This is a genomic window from Streptomyces thermospinosisporus (assembly GCF_039526425.1).
In the GTDB taxonomy this organism is placed as follows: domain Bacteria; phylum Actinomycetota; class Actinomycetes; order Streptomycetales; family Streptomycetaceae; genus Streptomyces; species Streptomyces thermocarboxydovorans.
Window position 1 is genome coordinate 1 of record NZ_BAAAIZ010000133.1, and the last position, 18,837, is coordinate 18,837.

Consider the following 18,837-nt stretch of genomic DNA (forward strand, 5'->3'; position numbering starts at 1 on the left):
ACTGCCGTCCTTCAGTCAGCCGCCGTTTTCCGCGCGGCGGCCGCCTTCGGGCAACCGCCGTCCTCCAATCAACCGCCGCCTCCGGTCCACGCCCGTTCTCCGGCCCACCGCCGTCCTCCAGGCAGCGGCCGTCCAGGGTCAGCCGCCGTAAGGGTTCTGCGGCGGGTGCGGCGGTCGCGGGGCGTGCGGCGGGCCGTACGGGTTTCCCTGCGGGGGCGCATAGGGGTTGCCCCGCGGCGGGCCGTAGGGACTGTGGCCCTGGGGCGGGCCGTAGGGATGCCCGTGCGGCGGACCGTACGGATTGCCCTGGGGCGGTACGTGCGGCAGTCCCGTCGGCGGCGCCGGTGGCGGGCCGCCGGGGACCGGCGGCAGGTTCGCGGGGTGGGTGCGCAGGCGGATGCCGTACCGGCGCTTGAGCCGGCGCGTCTCCGCGAGGGCGATCGCCGTGACCGTCACCGGGGCGCCCAGGATGAAGACGATGCCCAGAGTCAGGCCGAGTCCGTGCAGGTCCCCGGTGATCAGGTCGGGCAGCGCGGTCAGCCAGCTCGTCACGGTGGCGAGCAGCGCCGGCAGGCTGCGGTGCACGGCGGCCGTGCCGAAGAAGTTGCCGCAGACCCGGACGGCCCCGATACCGGTGAACCAGAGCCCCCAGATGAAGACCAGGCCCACGCCCAGGACGACCAGCTGACTGTTGCTGCCCGCGATGACCTGGCCCAACACCACGAGCGCGGCGACACAGCCGATGAACAGCAGCAGCAGTTTGAGGGAGTTCAGCAGCGGCACCCGCAGCTGCCCTACGGTGCCGGTGCGCCGCCACACCAGGAGCATCACGCCGACCGTCAGCGGGGTGAGGAGCAGCAGCACCATGGCCGCGGTGAGGGCGTTCTCCAGCAGCTCCATGATGGCGAAGCCGCCCTCGACGTAGGTGTAGACACCGAGCGAGGTGACCGCCCCGGCGACGACCCGGAAACGCTTGAGCCGTTCGATCGTCGGGTCCAGCGAGTCGGGGATCCAGGCGGGGTGGAACACCGCGCGTGCGGCCCGGTGCGCCTTCAGCGCGTGCCGAACGCCGAGCGGAACGCCGATCCAACCACCACGCGTACGTGCCACCGTCAGCTCCCCCGAGCGTCCGCCGTGCCGGCCTGCCGTTGATCGCCGGGGAGTCTACGGGAAAGCGGACGGCGTGCTGCCGCCCGCTTCACCGCAGCGTGCTCAGGAGCGGCCGCGCAGCTCCCGGTAGGTGCCGACGAGCGCCTTGGTGGAGGCGTCCAGGCCGGGCACGTCGGCCCCTTCGGTGAGGGCGGGCTCGATGCGCTTGGCCAGGACCTTGCCCAGCTCCACGCCCCACTGGTCGAAGGAGTCGATGTTCCACACCGCGCCCTGCACGAACACCTTGTGCTCGTAGAGCGCGACCAGCTGCCCCAGTACCGAGGGGGTCAGCTCCTTGGCGAGGATGGTGGTCGTGGGGTGGTTGCCGCGGAAGGTCTTGTGCGCCACCAGCTCCTCGGGCACCCCCTCGGCGCGCACCTCCTCGGGCGTCTTGCCGAAGGCCAGCGCCTGCGTCTGGGCGAAGAAGTTCGCCATCAGCAGGTCGTGCTGCGCGGCCAGTTCGTCGCTGAGCTCGGCGACCGGCTGGGCGAAGCCGATGAAGTCCGCCGGGATCAGCTTGGTGCCCTGGTGGATCAACTGGTAGTACGCGTGCTGTCCGTTGGTCCCCGGTGTGCCCCACACCACCGGACCGGTCTGCCAGGCGACGGGCCGGCCGTCGCGGTCCACGGACTTGCCGTTGGACTCCATGTCGAGCTGCTGCAGGTACGCGGTGAACTTCGACAGGTAGTGCGAGTACGGCAGCACGGCGTGGGACTGGGCGTCGAAGAAGTTGTTGTACCAGATGCCCAGCAGCCCCAGCAGCAGCGGTGCGTTGGCCTCCGCGGGCGCGGTGCGGAAGTGCTCGTCGACCAGGTGGAAGCCGTCCAGCATCTCCCGGAACCGTTCCGGCCCGATCGCGATCATCAGGGACAGGCCGATGGCCGAGTCGTAGGAGTAGCGGCCTCCGACCCAGTCCCAGAACTCGAACATGTTCGCCGTGTCGATGCCGAAGGCCGCCACCTTCTCCGCGTTGGTCGACAGGGCGACGAAGTGCTTGGCGACCGCGCTCTCGTCGCCGCCCAGGCCGTTGAGCAGCCAGGAGCGGGCCGAGGTGGCGTTGGTGACCGTCTCGATCGTGGTGAAGGTCTTGGAGGCGATGATGAACAGCGTCTCGGCCGGGTCCAGGTCCCGCAGCGCCTCGTGCAGATCCGCCCCGTCCACGTTGGAGACGAAGCGGAACGTCAGATCCCGGGCGGTGTAGGCGCGCAGCGCCTCGTAGGCCATCGCCGGGCCGAGGTCCGAGCCGCCGATGCCGACGTTGACGACATTGCGGATGCGCTTGCCGGTGTGGCCCGTCCACTCGCCGGAGCGGATGCGCCGGGAGAAGTCGGCCATCTTGTCGAGCACCGCGTGCACACCCGGCACGACGTTCTCGCCGTCGACCTCCACCACCGCGTCCCGCGGCGCCCGCAGCGCGGTGTGCAGCACCGCCCGCCGCTCGGTGGTGTTGATCTTCTCGCCGCGGAACATCGCGTCCCGCAGTCCGAACACATCCGTCGCCGCCGCCAGGTCCCGCAGCAACGCCAGCGTCCGGTCGGTGACCAGGTGCTTCGAGTAGTCGATGTACAGGTCACCCACACGGAGGACGTAGGAGGTGCCGCGGCCGGGGTCGGCGGCGAACAGCTCGCGCAGCTCCACCTCCCCGAGCTCCTCACGGTGCTTGACCAGGGCGCTCCACTCGGGCATCTGATTGAGCCCGGTACGGCCGTCTGCGTTCATCTCGGACTTCAGCCTTCTTCCTCGCTCTGTGCTGCGTACCTTGCCCCGCTGCCGGTCCCAACCTAATTGATCAGCGGTGGACGTGAGCTGTCGTGGCGCCGTCGTCCGGCGCACCAACAGGTACGTCGGGGCGGCGCACAGGTATCAGCGCGGCGGTGGCGAGGGCGAAGAAGCCTGCCGCGAGCAGCGCCGGGGTGCCCGCCCCCCAGGCCGCGGCGAGGGCCCCGCCGAGCAGCGCGCCCAGCGGTGTCCCGGCGACCCCGAGCGTCCGGTGCGCGGAGGAGACCCGGCCGAGCATCCCGGCGGGGCTGCGCTCCTGCAGCAGGGTGGTGGTGTTGACGTTCCAGACCATGCCCATGAAGCCGAAGACGGCCAGGGACACGAGGAGCGCGCCCAGGTGGCGCACGCCGCCCATGGCGAGCAGTGCGGCGGTCTGCACGCTCCCGGCGAGCAGCACCGACCGGGCCCGTCCGAGCCGGGCGACCAGCCGTCCGCTCGCCGCGCCCCCGGCGAGACTGCCGACCGTGTACGCCGTCAGGGCCGCCGCATAGCCGGTCTCCCCCGCGCCCAGCCAGCCGGTCACCAGGATCACCAGCGTGGCGAGGAGAGCGCCGATGCCGATGTTGCACAGCGCGGTCGCGGTGCACAGCGCACGCAGCACCCGGTCCCGGACCAGGGTGCGCAGCCCCTCGGCGATCTCCCGGCGCAGGGTGCTGCCGGGCGGTCCCGGGGCGCGCTCGGCGGCGGGCCGCCCCAGCGAGGCGATCAGGGCGGCGGCCAGCAGATACGTGGCGGCGTCGACGGCGTAGGGTGCGGCGGCCCCGGCGGTCAGCAGCAGCGGGACGGCGGGCCCGCCGAGCAGTCCGCCGGCCAGGCGCTGGCCGGTCATCAGGCGGGCGTTGGCGCTGCCGAGGGCGCCCGGGGGCACCAAGGAGGGCAGCAGGGCGGTGGCGGCGTTGTCGAAGAGGGTCTGCAGGGTGGTCAGGATGAACGCCAGGGCGATGAGCAGCCCGATGGAGGCGTGGCCGAGCGCCACGGCCACGGCGAAGGCGGCGACCAGCAGTCCGCGCAGCAGGTCCACCGCCCACATGGCCCGCCGCTGGTCCACCCGGTCGGCGGCCGCGCCGCCGAGCAGGCCGAACACGATCCAGGGCAGATGGCCGCAGGCGGTGACGGAGGCGATGAGCAGCGGATCGTCGGTGAGGGAGACGGCGAGCAGAGGCAGCGCGGCGGTGCGCAGCGCGTCGCCGAGGCTGGAGAGCACGGCCGCGCTCCACAGCCGCCCGAATCCGCCGCGCCATGCGGGCGCACGGGTGCCCGCGGTTTCGGCTGTCGCCACAACTCCCCCTCACGGTCGGTCGATTCGCAACCGTAGAGGGCACCACTGACAATCGCCGCGCGAACGGCCGGCCAGGGCCGGAAACGACAGCGACCAGGCAGGTGTCGCTGCCCGGTCGGTCGTCAAAAACTAGATCTCGCCCCGCAGTTTGGCGAGGGCCTCGGCGAGGATGGCCTCGCCGTCCGCGTCGCTGCGCCGCTCCCGCACATACGCGAGGTGGGTCTTGTAGGGCTCGGTGCGCGGGGGGTCCGGCGGATTGTCGCGGTCCTGACCGGCCGGAAAGCCACAGCGGGGGCAGTCCCAGGTTTCGGGCACCTGCGCGTCGCTGGCGAAGCTCGGCTGTGTCTCGTGCCCGTTGGAGCACCAGAAGGAGACGCGCAGCCGCGGCGCGGACTCGCCGCGCTCGGCCTCGCCCATCGGCCCCGCCCCGACCCGGCTTCCCCGGATCGCGTTGCCACTTGCCACGGTCGTAACTCCCTGCGTGATGGTGCCGCGAAGCGAGTCGGCGTTCCGCTTCGCTGCGAGCGCCTCAGTCTACGGAAGGCCCAACGCACGTCCAGTGATTGGAGTTACAAGGGCCCCGCTCAAAGACGCAAGCCCCATGATAGGCCGCGCGGTGCTGCGCGTACCGAACATGGGGCATTACGCACGGAATGCGGAGGGGATCCGCCCCGTTGCGGGCGGAATGTACCTCTGCTCGTTCAGTCGAGCTTCATCATGACGCCGAGCGTCACGATGCACGCGAACCACAGCAGACCGACCACGACGGTGATCCGGTCGAGGTTGCGCTCGGCGACCGAGGAGCCGCCGACGGAGGACTGCATGCCACCACCGAACATGTCGGAGAGGCCGCCGCCCTTCCCCTTGTGCATCAGCACCAGCAGCATCAGCAGCAGGCTGAAGACGATCAGGGCGATCGAGAACCCCAAAACCACGGCTGGACCAACTTCCTCGGATTCGGATGGACGACGGGGCCCAGCAGGTTCTGCTGGACCCCGCAAGGGTACGACGGATCCCCGCTACCGCATACTCACTGGTCGCGGAAGCGGACGATCTTGACGAACTCGTCGGCGTCCAGGGAGGCGCCGCCGACCAGGGCGCCGTCGATGTCGGGCTGGGCCATGATCTCGGCGACATTGCCGGCCTTGACGGAGCCGCCGTACTGGATGCGGACCTTGTCGGCCACCTCCTGGCCGTACAGCTCGGCGAGCTTGCCGCGGATGGCGGCGCAGACCTCCTGGGCGTCCTCGGCGCCGCAGACCTTGCCGGTGCCGATGGCCCAGACGGGCTCGTAGGCGATCACCACGGTCTCGGCCTGCTCGGCCGGGACGTCCTTCAGGCCGCCCTCGACCTGGGCGAGGGTGTGGGAGACGTGGTTGCCGGCCTCGCGGACCTCGAGCTCCTCGCCGACGCACAGGATCGGGGCGATGCCGTGCTTGAGGGCGGCCTTGACCTTGGCGTTCACCAGCTCGTCGGTCTCGCCGTGGTACTGCCGGCGCTCGGAGTGCCCGACCACGACATAGCTGCACTTCAGCTTGGCCAGCATCGGGCCGGAGATCTCCCCGGTGTAGGCGCCGCCGTCGTGGGCGGAGATGTCCTGGGCGCCGTACTTGATCTTCAGCTTGTCGCCGTCGACGAGGGTCTGGACCGAGCGCAGGTCGGTGAAGGGCGGCAGGACGACGACCTCGACGGCCTCGTAGTCCTTGTCGGCCAGGGCGAAGGCGAGCTTCTGGACGTGCGCGATGGCCTCGAGGTGGTTGAGGTTCATCTTCCAGTTGCCCGCCATCAGCGGCGTGCGCGTGCTCATAAAGGGTCAGTCCTCCAGTGCGGCGAGGCCGGGGAGCGTCTTGCCCTCGAGGTATTCGAGGGAGGCGCCGCCTCCGGTCGAGATGTGGCCGAATGCCTGCTCGTCGAAGCCCAGGGTACGGACCGCCGCGGCGGAGTCGCCGCCGCCGACCACGGTGAAGCCCGGGGAGTCGATGAGGGCCTGGGCGACCGCCTTGGTGCCCTCGGCGTAGTCGGGGTGCTCGAAGACGCCCATGGGGCCGTTCCAGAAGACGGTGGCCGCGTCGGCGAGCTTCGAGGCGTAGAGCTTGCGGGTCTCCGGACCGATGTCCAGGCCCTCCTGGTCGGCCGGGATGGCGTCCGCGGCGACGGCTGTGGGGTTGGCGGGCGCCTTGGTCTTCAGGTCCGGGAACTCGGGCGCGACCAGCGCGTCGACCGGCAGGACCAGCTCCACGCCCTGCTTCTCGGCGCGCTCCAGGTACTCGGTGACCGCCGGGATCTGGTCCTCCTGGAGCAGCGACCTGCCGACCTCGTAGCCCTTGGCCTTGAGGAAGGTGTACGCCATGCCGCCGCCGATGAGCAGGCGGTCGGCCTTGCCGAGCAGCTGGTCGATGACGGCGAGCTTGTCGGAGACCTTGGCGCCGCCGAGGGCGACCACGTAGGGGCGCTTGACGTCCTCGGTGAGCTTCTTCAGGACGCCGACCTCGGTGGCGATGAGGTAGCCGGCGTAGTGCGGGAGCCGCTTGGGCAGGTCGAAGACCGAGGCGTGCTTGCGGTGCACGGCGCCGAAGCCGTCACCGACGTACACGTCGGCCAGGGCGGCGAGCCGGTCGGCGAAGGCGGCGCGCTCGGCGTCGTCCTTGCTGGTCTCGCCGGCGTTGAAGCGCAGGTTCTCCAGGACCGCGACCTTGCCGTCGGTGAGGCCGGAGACGGTCGAGGTGGCGGAGTCGCCGACGGTGTCGGCCGCGAACGCCACCTCGGCGCCGAGGAGTTCACCGAGGCGGGTGGCGGCGGGGGCGAGCGAGAAGGCGGGGTCGGGGGCGCCCTTGGGGCGGCCCAGGTGGGAGGCGACGACCACGCGGGCGCCGGCCTCGGCAAGGGCTTTGACAGTGGGCAGCACCGCGCGGATGCGGCCGTCGTCGGTGATGGTGGTGCCGTCCAGCGGCACATTGAGGTCGGCGCGGACGAAGACCCGCTTGCCCGCGACCCCTTCGGAGAGGAGTTCGTCGATCGTCTTCATGAGAGGGCTCCCTGGCTAGAGCTCGTGTTCGCTCGTGATCGCTCGTGATCGAAAGAGGGCGACTGCTCCGATACGTGCGTCAGGGCCCGGACGGCGCTGAGTGCGCCGGCCGAGCCCTGCAACTCATATCAGGCTGCCCGTGGGGGGATCAGAGCTGGTTGCCGACGAAGACCGTCAGGTCCACGAGGCGGTTGGAGTAACCCCACTCGTTGTCGTACCAGCCGATGACCTTCACGTTCTTCCCCTCCTGGACCATGGTCAGGGAGGAGTCGAAGGTGCAGGACGCCGGGGCGTTGACGATGTCGGAGGAGACGATCGGGTCCTCGGTGTACTCCAGGTAGCCCTTCAGCTCGCCCTCGGCGGCCTTCTGGAAGGCGGCGTTGACCTCTTCCTTGGTCACCTCGCGGGAGAGCTCGACCACCAGGTCCGTCACCGAGCCGGTCGGGACCGGGACGCGCATGGCCATGCCGTCCAGCTTGCCCTTGAGCTGCGGCAGCACCAGGGCGGTGGCCTTGGCGGCGCCGGTGGTGGTCGGGATGATGTTCTCCGCGGCGGCCCGGGCGCGGCGCAGGTCCTTGTGCGGGAAGTCCAGGATGCGCTGGTCGTTGGTGTAGGCATGCACCGTGGTCATCAGACCCTTGACGATGCCGAAGTTCTCGTCGAGGACCTTCGCCATCGGCGCCACACAGTTGGTGGTGCAGGAGGCGTTGGAGATGACGTGGTGGTTCGCCGGGTCGTACTGCTCGTGGTTGACGCCCATGACGAGGGTGATGTCCTCGTTCTTCGCCGGGGCGGAGATGATGACCTTCTTGGCGCCGCCGGCGATGTGCTTCTCGGCGTCTTCCTTCTTGGTGAAGATGCCGGTCGACTCGATGACGATGTCGACACCCAGCTCGCCCCAGGGGATGTCGGCGGGGTTGCGCTCGGAGAGCACCTTGATCGTCTTGCCGTCGACGGTGATCGTGTCGGCGGTGTGGGAGACCTCCTGCTTGAGGCGGCCCAGGATGGTGTCGTACTTCAGCAGGTGTGCGGTGGTCGCGGTGTCACCCAGGTCGTTGACAGCCACGATCTCGATGTCGGCGCCCTGTTCCAGCAGTGCGCGGAAGTAGTTGCGACCGATGCGGCCAAACCCGTTGATGCCTACGCGGATCGTCACGAACCGATCTCCTCGTTGGTACGCCGGCTCAGTGCCGGCGAGCTGTTTTGGGATGTCCCCGACCACCCCCGACCCTACCGCTCCGGGGGCCCGGCCGTGACATCGAGTTGCCCCATACCCGGCACGCCGATCCTTACCCGTCAGTAGGGTACGGATCGCCCAGGTCCGAGTGGTTCTTGTCACTGCCGGGTACCCGGATTGGCCGGATACAGGGGTTCCGGCTCGCGCCTTTCATCTGTCGCCGGGGGCGCTCATCTGTCCACGCTCACCGCGCCGGACACGGCGGGAGTCCACCGGTCCGGCGCGGTGCGGCTCATTGGTTCACCGGCCAGACAATTCACCGGTTCACCGGTTCACCGGTTCACCGGGTTCACCCGGCTCACCGGTCGAGCGCGGCGAGCGCCTTGCGGATCAGGGCCGCCCGGTCGGCGGCCGAGGCGAGGTGCTCCAGGCCGAAGCCCAGGAGCACGGTGTCCCGGGTGGTGATGGCCGCGTGGGTCCGGAACAGCTCCCCGGTGCGCGTCCAGTCCTTCAGCACCGGCGGGCTGCCCGGGGGCGGGCCGGTGACCTCCCAGGGCCCGAAGGAGGTCTCGAAGCCCTCGGTCTCGCGCACCTCGCCGCCCACGACCAGGGAGGCCTCGTCGGCGAGGACGCCGTGGCCGCCGCTGCCCGGGTCGGTGACATAGCTGACCGACACCTCGACCGTCTTCCCGGCGTAGGCGCTCAGGTCGAAGTTCACCTGCTGCCAGCCGCCGGAGGAGCCGGTCAGGCTGTTCCAGGCGCCGGTGGTGCCTCTCGCGGTGCATTCGCCGTCCGCCACGGTCAGGTAGTGCTCCAGCCAGGGGTGCTCACCGACGTAGAAGCCGCCTCCGCACTCGGTCGGCACGGTGGTGCGGGTCGCGCCGCCCGCCTCCGGCAGCGTCGTCCAGTCACCGGCGCCCGCGGTGTGCGCCTCGACGATGACGTTGTCGTAGCCCGGCTCGGTGTCCCACAGCAGCTGGGTGCGCAGGGTGGGCCGGTCGGCCGCGCTGACACCGGTGAGGTCGACGGTTCTGGTGAGGCGTTTGTAGCCGTCGTCGGTGTGGACGGCGGCGGCCATCGTGGAGCCCGCGTACGGGCCGTACGGGTTGATCGTGCCCGGGTAGTCGCCCGCGCCCCAGCCGGCGAACTGCGGGTACCGGTCGGCGGGCAGCTCGTCGGAGGTGAGGCCGTAGGTGCCGGCCTTGTCCAGCGGGTTGCCCGGCGCGTCGCCGAGCGGGCCGCTGAAGCCGCCGAGCTTCCCGGACCCGGCGAACGAGGTGACGCCGGAGGTGGAACTGCGGGTGTAGGCGCCCAGGTAGTACTGGCTGAAGTCGTCGGACAGGGTGCCCTCGCCGAGGTCGACGGAGCCGCCGGCCTGCTCGCCCGCCTCGATCAGCCGTCCGCCCTCGTTGAGGAAGGCCCGCAGCTGGAGCTGGGTCGCCACGCCCGGCACGGCGGCGCCGGTGTAGTGGACCACGGTGCGGAAGTGGCTCAGCACGCCGAGCGCGTCGGGCGCGCCCCGCTCGGCGACGTCCCAGAGGGCCGCCCTCCTGCCGTTGGCGCGGAGCGCGTCGATGTAGCGCTGGGCGTGGGTGGCCTTCGCGCCTTCCTCGGCGACCACCAGGACGTCGGCGCGGGGGCGTTCGGCCACGGTGAAGGTGAAGCGCTCGCTGGCGACGTCCCGGCCGCCCCGGGTCTCGCCGGTGAACCACACCTGCACCCGGTCACCGGGGCGGATGCCCTTCACCATCGCGCGGTACTCGTCGAAGTACAGGTCGTCCTCGCCGCCGTACCGCTCGCCGCCCCTCCAGGCCCTGAGGCCGGCGTCCCGGGTGCGGCCGCCGTCGATGCGGTACTTCAGCTCCTTGTCGCGCACGGCCCTGCGGACGACGACGGAGACCTCCTGCTCGCCGTCGCGCGTGTAGGAGGTGCCGAAGGCGGCCGGGGTGAAGTCGGCCGCCTTCAGGCCGACCGCGGAGTCCGGCCGGTCGGGGTGCGCGGCGCTCTCGGCCACCGAGAGGGCGAACGGGACGTTCTTGGCGAACTCCTGCTGGATCAGCTTCTCGTCGTCCGGGAAGGTGAAGATCGAACGGCAGTCGCCGGGCTTCCAGGCGTCGTCCGGGTCGTATTCGGAGGCCGTCTGACAGGTCGACATCTCCGGGGTGAACATCGCCATCCCGTTGACGTTCGCCGCGTGCCCGTCGGCCTCGCCGTTGGTGGTGTACAGCTCGGAGGAGAGCTGCGGGAGGTAGCCGGGGATCGCGGAGTTGCCCGGTGTCCCGGCGAGCGCCTTGTACATGACGTCGTCGGGGGTGGGGGTGGCGACCTGCCAGCCGACGCCGTAGAGGAGGAGTTCGGCGGCGGAGTGGTAGTTGATGCCGTAGGTGAAGCCGATGCGCTTCTGCAGCGCGTCGATCGCCTTGGTCTCGGGCTCGGAGCCGGGGCTCGCGCCGCGGTAGGTCTGGCTGGTGGGGTCGGGTGACGAACCCTCGTCGTCGTAGCCCCACTTGTAGGGGAAGTTGCGGTTGAGGTCGACGCCGTCCCCGGTGCCGATGGTGCCGTCGCCGTTGACGTCGCGGAGGTTCTTGCGCCACAGGCGGTTGGCGTCGTCGGCGAAGGTGTAGTCGTAGCCGTCGGGGTTGGCCGACAGGACGAACCACAGCTCGGTGGAGTCGACGATCTTCTTGATGCGCTTGTCCGTCCGGTACTTGTCCAAGTAGTGGTGCATCAGCCGCCGGGTCATCTCCGGGGTGATCCACTCGCGCGCGTGCTGGTTGGACATGTAGAGGACGGCGGGCTTGGAGCCGTCCCGCGTGGTGCGGGCTCTCTTGGTGAGCTTCAGGGCGAGGATGTCCTGGCCCCTGACCGTCTTGCCGATGGAGACGACCTTGGTGAGGTCGCGGTGCCTCTGCGCGGTGCGGAGAATCTCCTCCTTCAGGCCGCCCTTGCCGCTGTACGGGCGGAACACGCCCTCGGCGGCATCCTCGACGCGGTCGGCCGCGCGGGCCGAGAGCCGGTGCTCGGTGAGCCGGACACCTTGTTTCTCGAGCTTCTCGGCCTGTCCGGTGGTGAGGTGGACCTCGACGGTGGCGGTGCCCCGGTCGGGGACCTGCTCACCGAGTTCGTGGCCGTCCTGGCCCGCGGCCAGCAGCAGCGGTACCTGCTTGCTGGTGACGACGGCCCGGAAGACCCGGACCTCGTCCTGGTCGCCGGCCGGTGGGCCGGCGGGTTGCGCCTGGGCGGCCGGTGCGAAGCCGGCGCCACCGATGAGGAGCGCGCCGGCAGCGAGGATCGATCCCGCTCTTCGTCTCATGAACCCCCCTGGGGTGGGTCCGCCACAGCAGCGAACGGTTGCCAGGCTCATGACACTTGAAGATCGAGTCAAGGGTGCCGGTCCGACACGCGACAGCCGGTGCCGTTCACCCGATCGGGCGACAGCACCGGCTGTTTGACGGAAGGTCAGCCGCAGGGGGCGCGCCGGCGGACGTCAGCCGACGTGCAGAGCGAGCCAACGGACGTCAGTCAATGTGCTGAGCAAGCCGACGTCAGCCGACGTGCTGAGCGAGCCGGCCGGCGTCAGCTGACGTGCTGAGCGAGTCGGCCGGTCAGCCGACGAGGTTCTCGGTCAGCTCCTCGGTGAGATTGGCCTCCGTGCCCGGGATGCCGAGGTCGGCGGCGCGCTTGTCGGCCATGGCGAGCAGCCGGCGGATGCGTCCGGCGACGGCGTCCTTGGTGAGCGGCGGGTCGGCGAGCGCGCCCAGCTCCTCCAGGGAGGCCTGCTTGTGCTCCATGCGCAGCCGGCCGGCCGCCGCGAGGTGCTCGGGGACGTCGTCGCCGAGGATCTCCAGCGCGCGCTGCACCCGGGCCCCGGCGGCGACGGCCGCGCGGGCGGAGCGCCGCAGGTTGGCGTCGTCGAAGTTGGCGAGGCGGTTGGCCGTGGCCCGCACCTCGCGGCGCATCCGGCGCTCCTCCCAGGCCAGCACCGACTCGTGCGCGCCGAGCCGCGTCAGCAGCGCGCCGATCGCATCACCGTCACGGACGACGACGCGGTCCACACCGCGCACCTCGCGCGCCTTGGCGGCGATCGACAGCCGGCGGGCGGCCCCGACCAGCGCGAGCGCCGCCTCCGGGCCGGGGCAGGTCACCTCCAGGGAGGAGGAGCGGCCCGGCTCGGTGAGCGAGCCGTGCGCCAGGAAGGCCCCGCGCCAGGCGGCCTCGGCGTCACAGGTGGCCCCCGAGACCACCTGCGGGGGCAGCCCCCGGATCGGGCGGCCCCGGCCGTCGACCAGGCCGGTCTGGCGGGCCAGCTGGTCGCCGCCCGCCACCACGCGGACCACGTAGCGCGAGCCGCGGCGCAGCCCGCCGGGGGCCATCACGATCAGCTCGGAGCTGTGGCCGAAGATCTCCAGGATGTCCCGCTTGAGGCGGCGGGCCGCCATGGCGGTGTCCAGCTCCGCCTCGATCACGATGCGCCCGCTCACCAGGTGGAGGCCGCCGGCGAACCGCAGAATGGCGGAGACCTCCGCCTTCCTGCAGCAGGTCCGGGTGACGGGAAGCCGGGAGATCTCGTCCTTCACCGCTGCCGTCATCGCCATGGGCCGATCCTTCCATGCATCCGAAAAATACGGTCGTACGCGGCGGCCAGCAGCTCCGGGTCGTGCCGGGGGCTTCCGTCGGGCCGGGCCACCGGCGCCAGCTCGACCGCGGCGCCGAACCGCTTGGCGGCATCGGTGAGCGAGTCGCGGTCGGGCACAGCGGCCTCGTCGGCCAGCACCACGTCCAGGGCGAGTTTAGGGGCGTGTCGTCCCAAAACCTCCAAATGACGCTGCGGGGAGAAGCCCTCGGTTTCTCCGGGCTGCGGAGCGAGGTTCAGGGAAAGTACCCGCCGGGCCTTGGTCTCGATCAGGGCGTCCCGCAGCCCGGGCACCAGAAGGTGCGGGATGACCGAGGAGAACCACGAACCCGGTCCGAGGACCACCCAGTCGGCGTCGAGGACCGCCTCGACGGCCTCGGGCACGGCCGGCGGGTCGTTCGGCACCAGGTGCACGGACTGCACCTCGCCGGGGGTGAGGGCGACCGTGGCCTGCCCGCGCACCGTCTCCACCTCGTCCGGGCGCTCCGGGTCGTGCCCCTTGACCAGGGCCTGCAGCTCCAGCGGGACCGCGGACATGGGCAGCACCCGCCCGTGCGCGCCGAGCAGCCGGCCCACCAGGTCCAGGGCCTTGACGTGGTCGCCGAGCTGCTCCCACAGGGCGACGATCAGCAGATTGCCCACCGCGTGGTCGTGCAGGTCGCCCTGGGACTGGAAGCGGTGCTGGATGACCTGGGCCCAGGTCTGGCCCCACTCGTCGTCGCCGCACAGCGCGGCCAGCGCCTTGCGCAGGTCGCCGGGCGGCAGCACCCCCAGCTCGTCGCGCAGGCGGCCGCTGGAGCCGCCGTCGTCGGCGACGGTGACCACGGCGGTGAGGTCGCCGGTGATCCGGCGCAGCGCGGCGAGCGAGGCGGACAGGCCCATGCCGCCGCCGAGGGCGACCACCTTGGGCTGGGTGCCGCGGCGGCGCGGGCGGGCACCGCGGGTCTCGGCCGGACGGCCCGCGCGCCCCTCGGGGACCGCCCTGCGCAGCCGGCTCAGCCGGGGAGTACGTCGTGTCATTCGCGTCCCATGTCCCGGTGGACGACCACCGTCTCCACGCCCTCGGCGGCGAGCCGCGCGGCGAGTTTCTCCGACATGGCGACCGAACGGTGCTTGCCGCCGGTGCACCCGACCGCGATGGTCACATAGCGCTTGCCCTCACGGCGGTAGCCGGCGGCGACCAGCCGCAGCAGCTCCGCGTAGCGGTCGAGGAACTCCTTGGCGCCGGGCTGGTTGAAGACGTACGACGCCACCTCCTCGTTGAGGCCGGTGTAGGGGCGCAGCTCCGGGACCCAGTGCGGGTTGGGCAGGAAGCGCATGTCCACGACCAGGTCGGCGTCGACCGGCAGGCCGTACTTGAAGCCGAAGGACATCACGGTGGCCCGCAGCTCGGGCTCCTCCTCGCCGGCGAACTGGGCGTCCATCTTGGCGCGCAGCTCGTGCACATTGAGGCTGGAGGTGTCGATCACCAGATCGGCGTCGCCGCGCAGCTCGCGCAACAGCTCCCGCTCGGCGGCGATGCCGTCGACGATGCGGCCGTCGCCCTGCAGGGGGTGCGGGCGGCGCACCGACTCGAAGCGGCGCACCAGGGCCTCGTCGGAGGACTCCAGGAAGACGATCCGCCGGGTGACACCGCGGGCGTCGAGGTCGGCGAGGGACTCGCGGAGGTTGTCGAAGAAGCGCCGGCCTCGGACGTCGACGACCACGGCGATCCGGGCCACATTGCCCTGGGAGCGGGCGCCGAGCTCGACCATGGTGGGGATCAGCGCGGGCGGCAGGTTGTCGACGACGAACCAGCCGAGGTCCTCCAGACACTTCGCGGCCGTCGAGCGGCCGGCCCCGGACATGCCGGAGATGATCACCAGCTCGGGGATGGCCGCCTCAGCGGCCGGCCCGGCCTTGTCGTTGCCCGTCTTCACCTGTGCTCCGTCGTCGTGGCCTGCGTCCCGGCGGGTGACGCCGGGGCCGGGTGGCTGCTGGGCCCGGTCCGCTCCGGGCCCTGTCTCGTGCTCGCTCATCTCTCCTGCCCCCGTCGTTCGTCCGGGGCTCCCGCAGACACGGGTTCCCCGGGAGAACCCGCGGCCTGTCCGGGTTCTTCCATGTCCTCGTCATCCATGATCTCGCCCGTGGCCGTGTTCACGGCGGGCGCGGAGGGTGCCGCCCCGGCGAGGGCCGCGACGATCGTCTCGGCGGTCTTGCGGCCTATGCCCGGAACCTCACAGATCTGATCGATTGTCGCCGACCGCAGCCGCTTCACCGAACCGAAGTGCTTGATCAGCGCCTGCTTGCGGGCCTCGCCGAGGCCGGGCACGTCGTCCAGCGGGCCGGCCCGGAGGCGCTTGGCGCGCTTGCTGCGCTGATAGGTGATGGCGAAGCGGTGGGCCTCGTCCCGCACCCGCTGGAGCAGATACAGGCCCTCGCTGGTGCGCGGAAGCACCACCGGTTCGTCCTCGCCCGGCAGCCACACCTCCTCCAGGCGCTTGGCGAGGCCGCACACGGCTATGTCGTCGATGCCGAGCTCGTCCAGGGCCCGCTGGGCGGCCGCGACCTGCGGGGCGCCGCCGTCGACCACCACGAGCTGGGGCGGGTAGGCGAACCGCTTGGGGCGGCCGTCGTCCTCGGTGAGCGTGCTCACCGGCGGCTCCGGGAGGCCGTCCTGGGGCGCGCCGTCCCCGCCGTTCCCCCCTTCGGTCCACTCCCCCGTGCGCTCCTTCTCGGCGAGGTAGCGCCGGAAGCGGCGGGTGATCACCTCGTGCATGGACCGGACGTCGTCCTGCCCGGCGAAGCCCTTGATCTGGAAGCGGCGGTACTCGCTCTTGCGGGCCAGCCCGTCCTCGAAGACCACCATGGACGCCACCACGTCGTCGCCCTGGAGGTGCGAGACGTCGTAGCACTCGATGCGCAGCGGGGCGCTGTCCAGGCCGAGCGCCTCGGCGATCTCCTCCAGCGCGCGGGAGCGGGTGGTCAGGTCGGAGGCGCGCTTGGTCTTGTGCAGCGCCAGCGCCTGCTGGGCGTTGCGCTGCACCGTCTCCATCAGCGCCTTCTTGTCGCCGCGCTGCGGCACGCGCAGGGACACGTTCGCGCCGCGCCGGCCGGTGAGCCACTCCTGGACGGGCTCCACCGGGTCGGGCAGGGCGGGGACCAGGACCTCCCGGGGGACGGAGTCGCCGGTCTCCTCGCCGTAGAGCTGCTGCAGGGCGTGCTCGACCAGGGCGCCGGTGGTGATCTCCTCCACCTTGTCGGTGACCCAGCCGCGCTGGCCGCGCACCCGTCCGCCGCGCACATGGAAGATCTGGACGGCCGCCTCCAGCTCGTCCTCGGCGACCGCGATCAGGTCGGCGTCGGTCGCGTCGGCGAGCACGACCGCGTTCTTCTCCATGGCCTTCTTCAGCGCCCCGATGTCGTCGCGCAGGCGGGCCGCCCGCTCGTACTCCATCGCCTCGGCCGCCTCGGCCATCTGCCGCTCCAGCCGCCGGATGTAGGTGCCCGTGCGGCCGGCCATGAAGTCGCAGAACTCCTCGGCCAGTTCACGATGATCCTCGGCGGAGATCCGGCCGACGCAGGGCGCCGAGCACTTGCCGATGTAGCCGAGCAGACAGGGACGGCCGGTGCGGGCGGCGTTCTTGAACACCCCGGCGGAGCAGGTGCGCACCGGGAACACCCGCAGCAGCAGGTCCACGGTGTCGCGGATCGCCCACGCGTGCGCGTAGGGGCCGAAGTACCGCACGCCCTTCTTCTTGTGACCGCGCATCACCTGCACGCGCGGGAACTCCTCGTTCATCGTCACCGCGAGGTACGGATAGCTCTTGTCGTCGCGGTACTTGACGTTGAAGCGGGGGTCGTACGCCTTGATCCAGGAGTACTCCAGCTGGAGCGCCTCGACCTCCGTGGAGACAACCGTCCACTCCACGGACGCGGCCGTCGTCACCATCGTGCGGGTGCGCGGGTGCAGCCCGGCGAGGTCCTGGAAGTAGTTCGCCAGGCGCTGCCGCAGGCTCTTCGCCTTTCCGACGTAGATCACCCGGCCGTGCTCGTCACGGAACCGGTAGACCCCCGGCGAGTCGGGGATCTCACCCGGCTTGGGGCGGTAGCTGGAGGGGTCGGCCATGCATCACACCCTACTGGCGGGGGCCGGCACTCAGGCGGGCCTGTGGACAGCCGGCCCGGGGTGCCGCGGCGTGCCCGGCGGGGCTGTGGACGACCACTTTGCGGTGCGCCTCACAGGCGCCCTCACCGGGCGCCCTCACGGCGATGACGTGCCCGAAGACTCTTCGGAAGGTTATGAGCGGCGGTGAGCGGGAAGGTGGGGGGTCCGTCCGTCGGTGAGCGCCGGGCGGAGACGAGGCGGAGGGCGATCGGATGCGACGCACGCGGATCGAGAAGCCACGACGGCAGGCCGGAGCGCGCCGGTACCAGGACGAGACGCCCGCCCGCGGCTCGGCGCGGCAGACCTGTGGACTGCGGGCTTCGCTCGATCCGCGCGACCCCGACGTCGTGCGTGCCAAGCGTCTCCTCGCGCGGGAGAGCGAGCGGGAGAACGGGCAGGGCGGCCGGCCGTAACCCAATAGGGGCAGAAGTCCATGGCAGCCGGTGCTCGCGGCAGCCGGTGCTCACGGCTGTCTGCGCAGGTGTTGTCGCGGCCAGGTCAACACGCTTCAATGCGGGGGAGCTCGGGGACCTGAACGGCCGCGTACGGATGTGAAGATTCCGGCGCGTGCCCACGGGACGGCCCGGGGTGCCCCGCGCGCACGGTCTGACCAGCCGTTGTGGACTTCACAGAAAGGCCCCTGCATGCCGCACGCCACATCGCACGCGGACATCGCCTCCGTGGAACTGGACTCCGCCCTGCGCGGCGGCCCCTTCCATGTCGCTCTGCGGGCCGCGATCGCCGCACGCGGGCTGCCGTTGCAGCGCGTACAGCACCATCTCTCTCGCCACGGCGTGAAGGTGGGCGTCACCAGCCTGAGCTACTGGCAGCAGGGGGCCCGGCGCCCGCAGCGCCCCGAGTCGCTGCGGGCGGTGCGGGCGCTGGAGGAGATACTGCAGCTGCCCGAGGAGTCCCTGATCCGGCTGCTGGACGACTCCGGCGCCACCCCGGCGGGCCGGCGCCCGGCGGGCCGCTCGTACCGGTACCTCGTCGAGACCGCCGGCGCGGCGGAGGAGCTGCTGGCCGACCTGGGCGTCCCGCGGGACGGCGGCCTGCACACCCTGAACCACTACGAGCGCGTCCGCATCGGGGCGCGCCGCGAGCTGGCCGAGCGCGAGTCGCAGCACATCGTGCGCGCGCACCGCGACGGCGTGGACCGCTTCGTGGCCGTCCACCACGGCGACCCGGGCTGCGCACCGGAGCGGATGACCGTGCGCGCCCTGGAGAACTGCCTGGTCGGCCGGGTGCGCCGGCACCCGGAGAGCGGCGTGCTCGCCGCCGAGCTGCTCTTCGGGCTCCGCCTGCGAGCCGGGGACACCTTCCTCTTCCGCTACGCCGTCGAGGACGGCACGGCCGGTGTCTCGCACGAGTACGTGCACCGCCCCGACGCGCACGGCGGCCAGTACGCCCTGCAGGTGTGCTTCGACGCCGGGGCGCTTCCGGTGCGCTGCCACCGGTTCACCCAGCACTCGGCGGCCGCCCCGCGCGCGGGCCGGCAGGAGCTCGCGCTGAACGGCCGGCACCACTCGGTGCACCTGGTCGAGCCGCGCGTGCGGTCGGGGTACGTGGGGATCGCCTGGGACTGGGAGTGACCGTCCCGGCACCGGACAGCCGGCCCGCCACCCGACGGGCCGGCGTCGGGTGGCGG

Annotated in this window: 15 protein-coding genes; 2 read left to right on the plus strand and 13 right to left on the minus strand. The window is 71.5% G+C overall.

Going from position 1 to position 18,837, the window contains the following annotated elements; genetic code table 11:
• Positions 1-138: 138 nt before the first annotated feature.
• The 13 genes from ABD207_RS31165 to uvrC all read right to left on the minus strand — a co-directional run bounded on the left by ABD207_RS31165 (position 139) and on the right by uvrC (position 17,150).
• On the minus strand, positions 139-1,110 hold the full coding sequence (locus ABD207_RS31165; protein WP_344016671.1) for a hypothetical protein: 972 nt from the start codon (positions 1,108-1,110) through the stop codon (positions 139-141).
• 102 nt (positions 1,111-1,212) lie between these two features.
• Positions 1,213-2,868, minus strand: a complete 1,656-nt coding sequence (gene pgi, locus ABD207_RS31170; RefSeq protein WP_344016672.1) for a glucose-6-phosphate isomerase — start codon at positions 2,866-2,868, stop codon at positions 1,213-1,215.
• A 70-nt stretch (positions 2,869-2,938) separates the two neighbouring features.
• On the minus strand, positions 2,939-4,207 hold the full coding sequence (locus ABD207_RS31175; RefSeq protein ID WP_344016673.1) for an MFS transporter: 1,269 nt from the start codon (positions 4,205-4,207) through the stop codon (positions 2,939-2,941).
• A 129-nt stretch (positions 4,208-4,336) separates the two neighbouring features.
• Positions 4,337-4,672 (minus strand): RNA polymerase-binding protein RbpA, encoded by a 336-nt coding sequence (locus ABD207_RS31180; protein ID WP_119105043.1) that lies wholly within the window; start codon positions 4,670-4,672, stop codon positions 4,337-4,339.
• 236 nt (positions 4,673-4,908) lie between these two features.
• Positions 4,909-5,142, minus strand: coding sequence for a preprotein translocase subunit SecG (gene secG, locus ABD207_RS31185; protein WP_167991465.1), 234 nt, complete (start codon positions 5,140-5,142; stop codon positions 4,909-4,911).
• 95 nt (positions 5,143-5,237) lie between these two features.
• Positions 5,238-6,014, minus strand: coding sequence for a triose-phosphate isomerase (tpiA, locus tag ABD207_RS31190; protein WP_344016674.1), 777 nt, complete (start codon positions 6,012-6,014; stop codon positions 5,238-5,240).
• A 6-nt stretch (positions 6,015-6,020) separates the two neighbouring features.
• The gene (locus ABD207_RS31195; protein ID WP_343998694.1) at positions 6,021-7,232 is read right to left on the minus strand and encodes a phosphoglycerate kinase; all 1,212 of its coding nucleotides are present in this window, start codon (positions 7,230-7,232) and stop codon (positions 6,021-6,023) included.
• A gap of 148 nt (positions 7,233-7,380) precedes the next feature.
• Positions 7,381-8,388 carry a type I glyceraldehyde-3-phosphate dehydrogenase gene (gap, locus tag ABD207_RS31200; RefSeq protein WP_343998696.1) on the minus strand — a complete coding sequence of 336 codons (1,008 nt, stop codon included), beginning with the start codon at positions 8,386-8,388 and terminating at the stop codon, positions 7,381-7,383.
• A gap of 379 nt (positions 8,389-8,767) precedes the next feature.
• Entirely contained in the window at positions 8,768-11,722 is a 2,955-nt protein-coding gene (locus ABD207_RS31205) for a M14 family metallopeptidase (RefSeq protein ID WP_344016676.1), read from the minus strand.
• A gap of 292 nt (positions 11,723-12,014) precedes the next feature.
• Complete coding sequence (gene whiA, locus ABD207_RS31210) at positions 12,015-13,004, minus strand: DNA-binding protein WhiA (RefSeq protein WP_343998700.1); 990 nt, start codon at positions 13,002-13,004, stop codon at positions 12,015-12,017.
• Entirely contained in the window at positions 12,995-14,062 is a 1,068-nt protein-coding gene (locus ABD207_RS31215; RefSeq protein WP_344016677.1) for a gluconeogenesis factor YvcK family protein, read from the minus strand. The genes whiA and ABD207_RS31215 overlap by 10 nt, the downstream gene beginning before the upstream one ends.
• Positions 14,059-15,060 (minus strand): RNase adapter RapZ, encoded by a 1,002-nt coding sequence (rapZ, locus tag ABD207_RS31220; protein ID WP_344016678.1) that lies wholly within the window; start codon positions 15,058-15,060, stop codon positions 14,059-14,061. Before rapZ ends, ABD207_RS31215 begins: the two co-directional genes overlap by 4 nt.
• Positions 15,057-17,150: an excinuclease ABC subunit UvrC gene (uvrC, locus tag ABD207_RS31225; protein ID WP_344016679.1), complete on the minus strand. Its 2,094-nt coding sequence runs from the start codon at positions 17,148-17,150 to the stop codon at positions 15,057-15,059. Before uvrC ends, rapZ begins: the two co-directional genes overlap by 4 nt.
• A 251-nt stretch (positions 17,151-17,401) precedes the next feature.
• On the opposite strand from uvrC, the gene ABD207_RS31230 reads away from it, so the two are divergent.
• The gene (locus tag ABD207_RS31230) at positions 17,402-17,602 is read left to right on the plus strand and encodes a hypothetical protein (RefSeq protein WP_344016680.1); all 201 of its coding nucleotides are present in this window, start codon (positions 17,402-17,404) and stop codon (positions 17,600-17,602) included.
• Positions 17,603-17,833: 231 nt separating this feature from the next.
• Complete coding sequence (locus ABD207_RS31235) at positions 17,834-18,781, plus strand: hypothetical protein (protein WP_344016681.1); 948 nt, start codon at positions 17,834-17,836, stop codon at positions 18,779-18,781.
• The last annotated feature ends 56 nt before the right edge of the window (positions 18,782-18,837 follow it).

Coding starts and splice junctions, on each gene's coding strand:
- pgi (WP_344016672.1), bottom strand. CDS start 2,868: ATGAACGCAGACGGCCGTACCGGGCTCAATCAGATGCCCGAGTGGAGC.
- tpiA (WP_344016674.1), bottom strand. CDS start 6,014: ATGAGCACGCGCACGCCGCTGATGGCGGGCAACTGGAAGATGAACCTC.
- ABD207_RS31195 (WP_343998694.1), bottom strand. CDS start 7,232: ATGAAGACGATCGACGAACTCCTCTCCGAAGGGGTCGCGGGCAAGCGG.
- ABD207_RS31205 (WP_344016676.1), bottom strand. CDS start 11,722: ATGAGACGAAGAGCGGGATCGATCCTCGCTGCCGGCGCGCTCCTCATC.
- whiA (WP_343998700.1), bottom strand. CDS start 13,004: ATGGCGATGACGGCAGCGGTGAAGGACGAGATCTCCCGGCTTCCCGTC.
- ABD207_RS31215 (WP_344016677.1), bottom strand. CDS start 14,062: ATGACACGACGTACTCCCCGGCTGAGCCGGCTGCGCAGGGCGGTCCCC.
- rapZ (WP_344016678.1), bottom strand. CDS start 15,060: ATGAGCGAGCACGAGACAGGGCCCGGAGCGGACCGGGCCCAGCAGCCA.
- uvrC (WP_344016679.1), bottom strand. CDS start 17,150: ATGGCCGACCCCTCCAGCTACCGCCCCAAGCCGGGTGAGATCCCCGAC.
- ABD207_RS31230 (WP_344016680.1), top strand. CDS start 17,402: ATGCGACGCACGCGGATCGAGAAGCCACGACGGCAGGCCGGAGCGCGC.
- ABD207_RS31235 (WP_344016681.1), top strand. CDS start 17,834: ATGCCGCACGCCACATCGCACGCGGACATCGCCTCCGTGGAACTGGAC.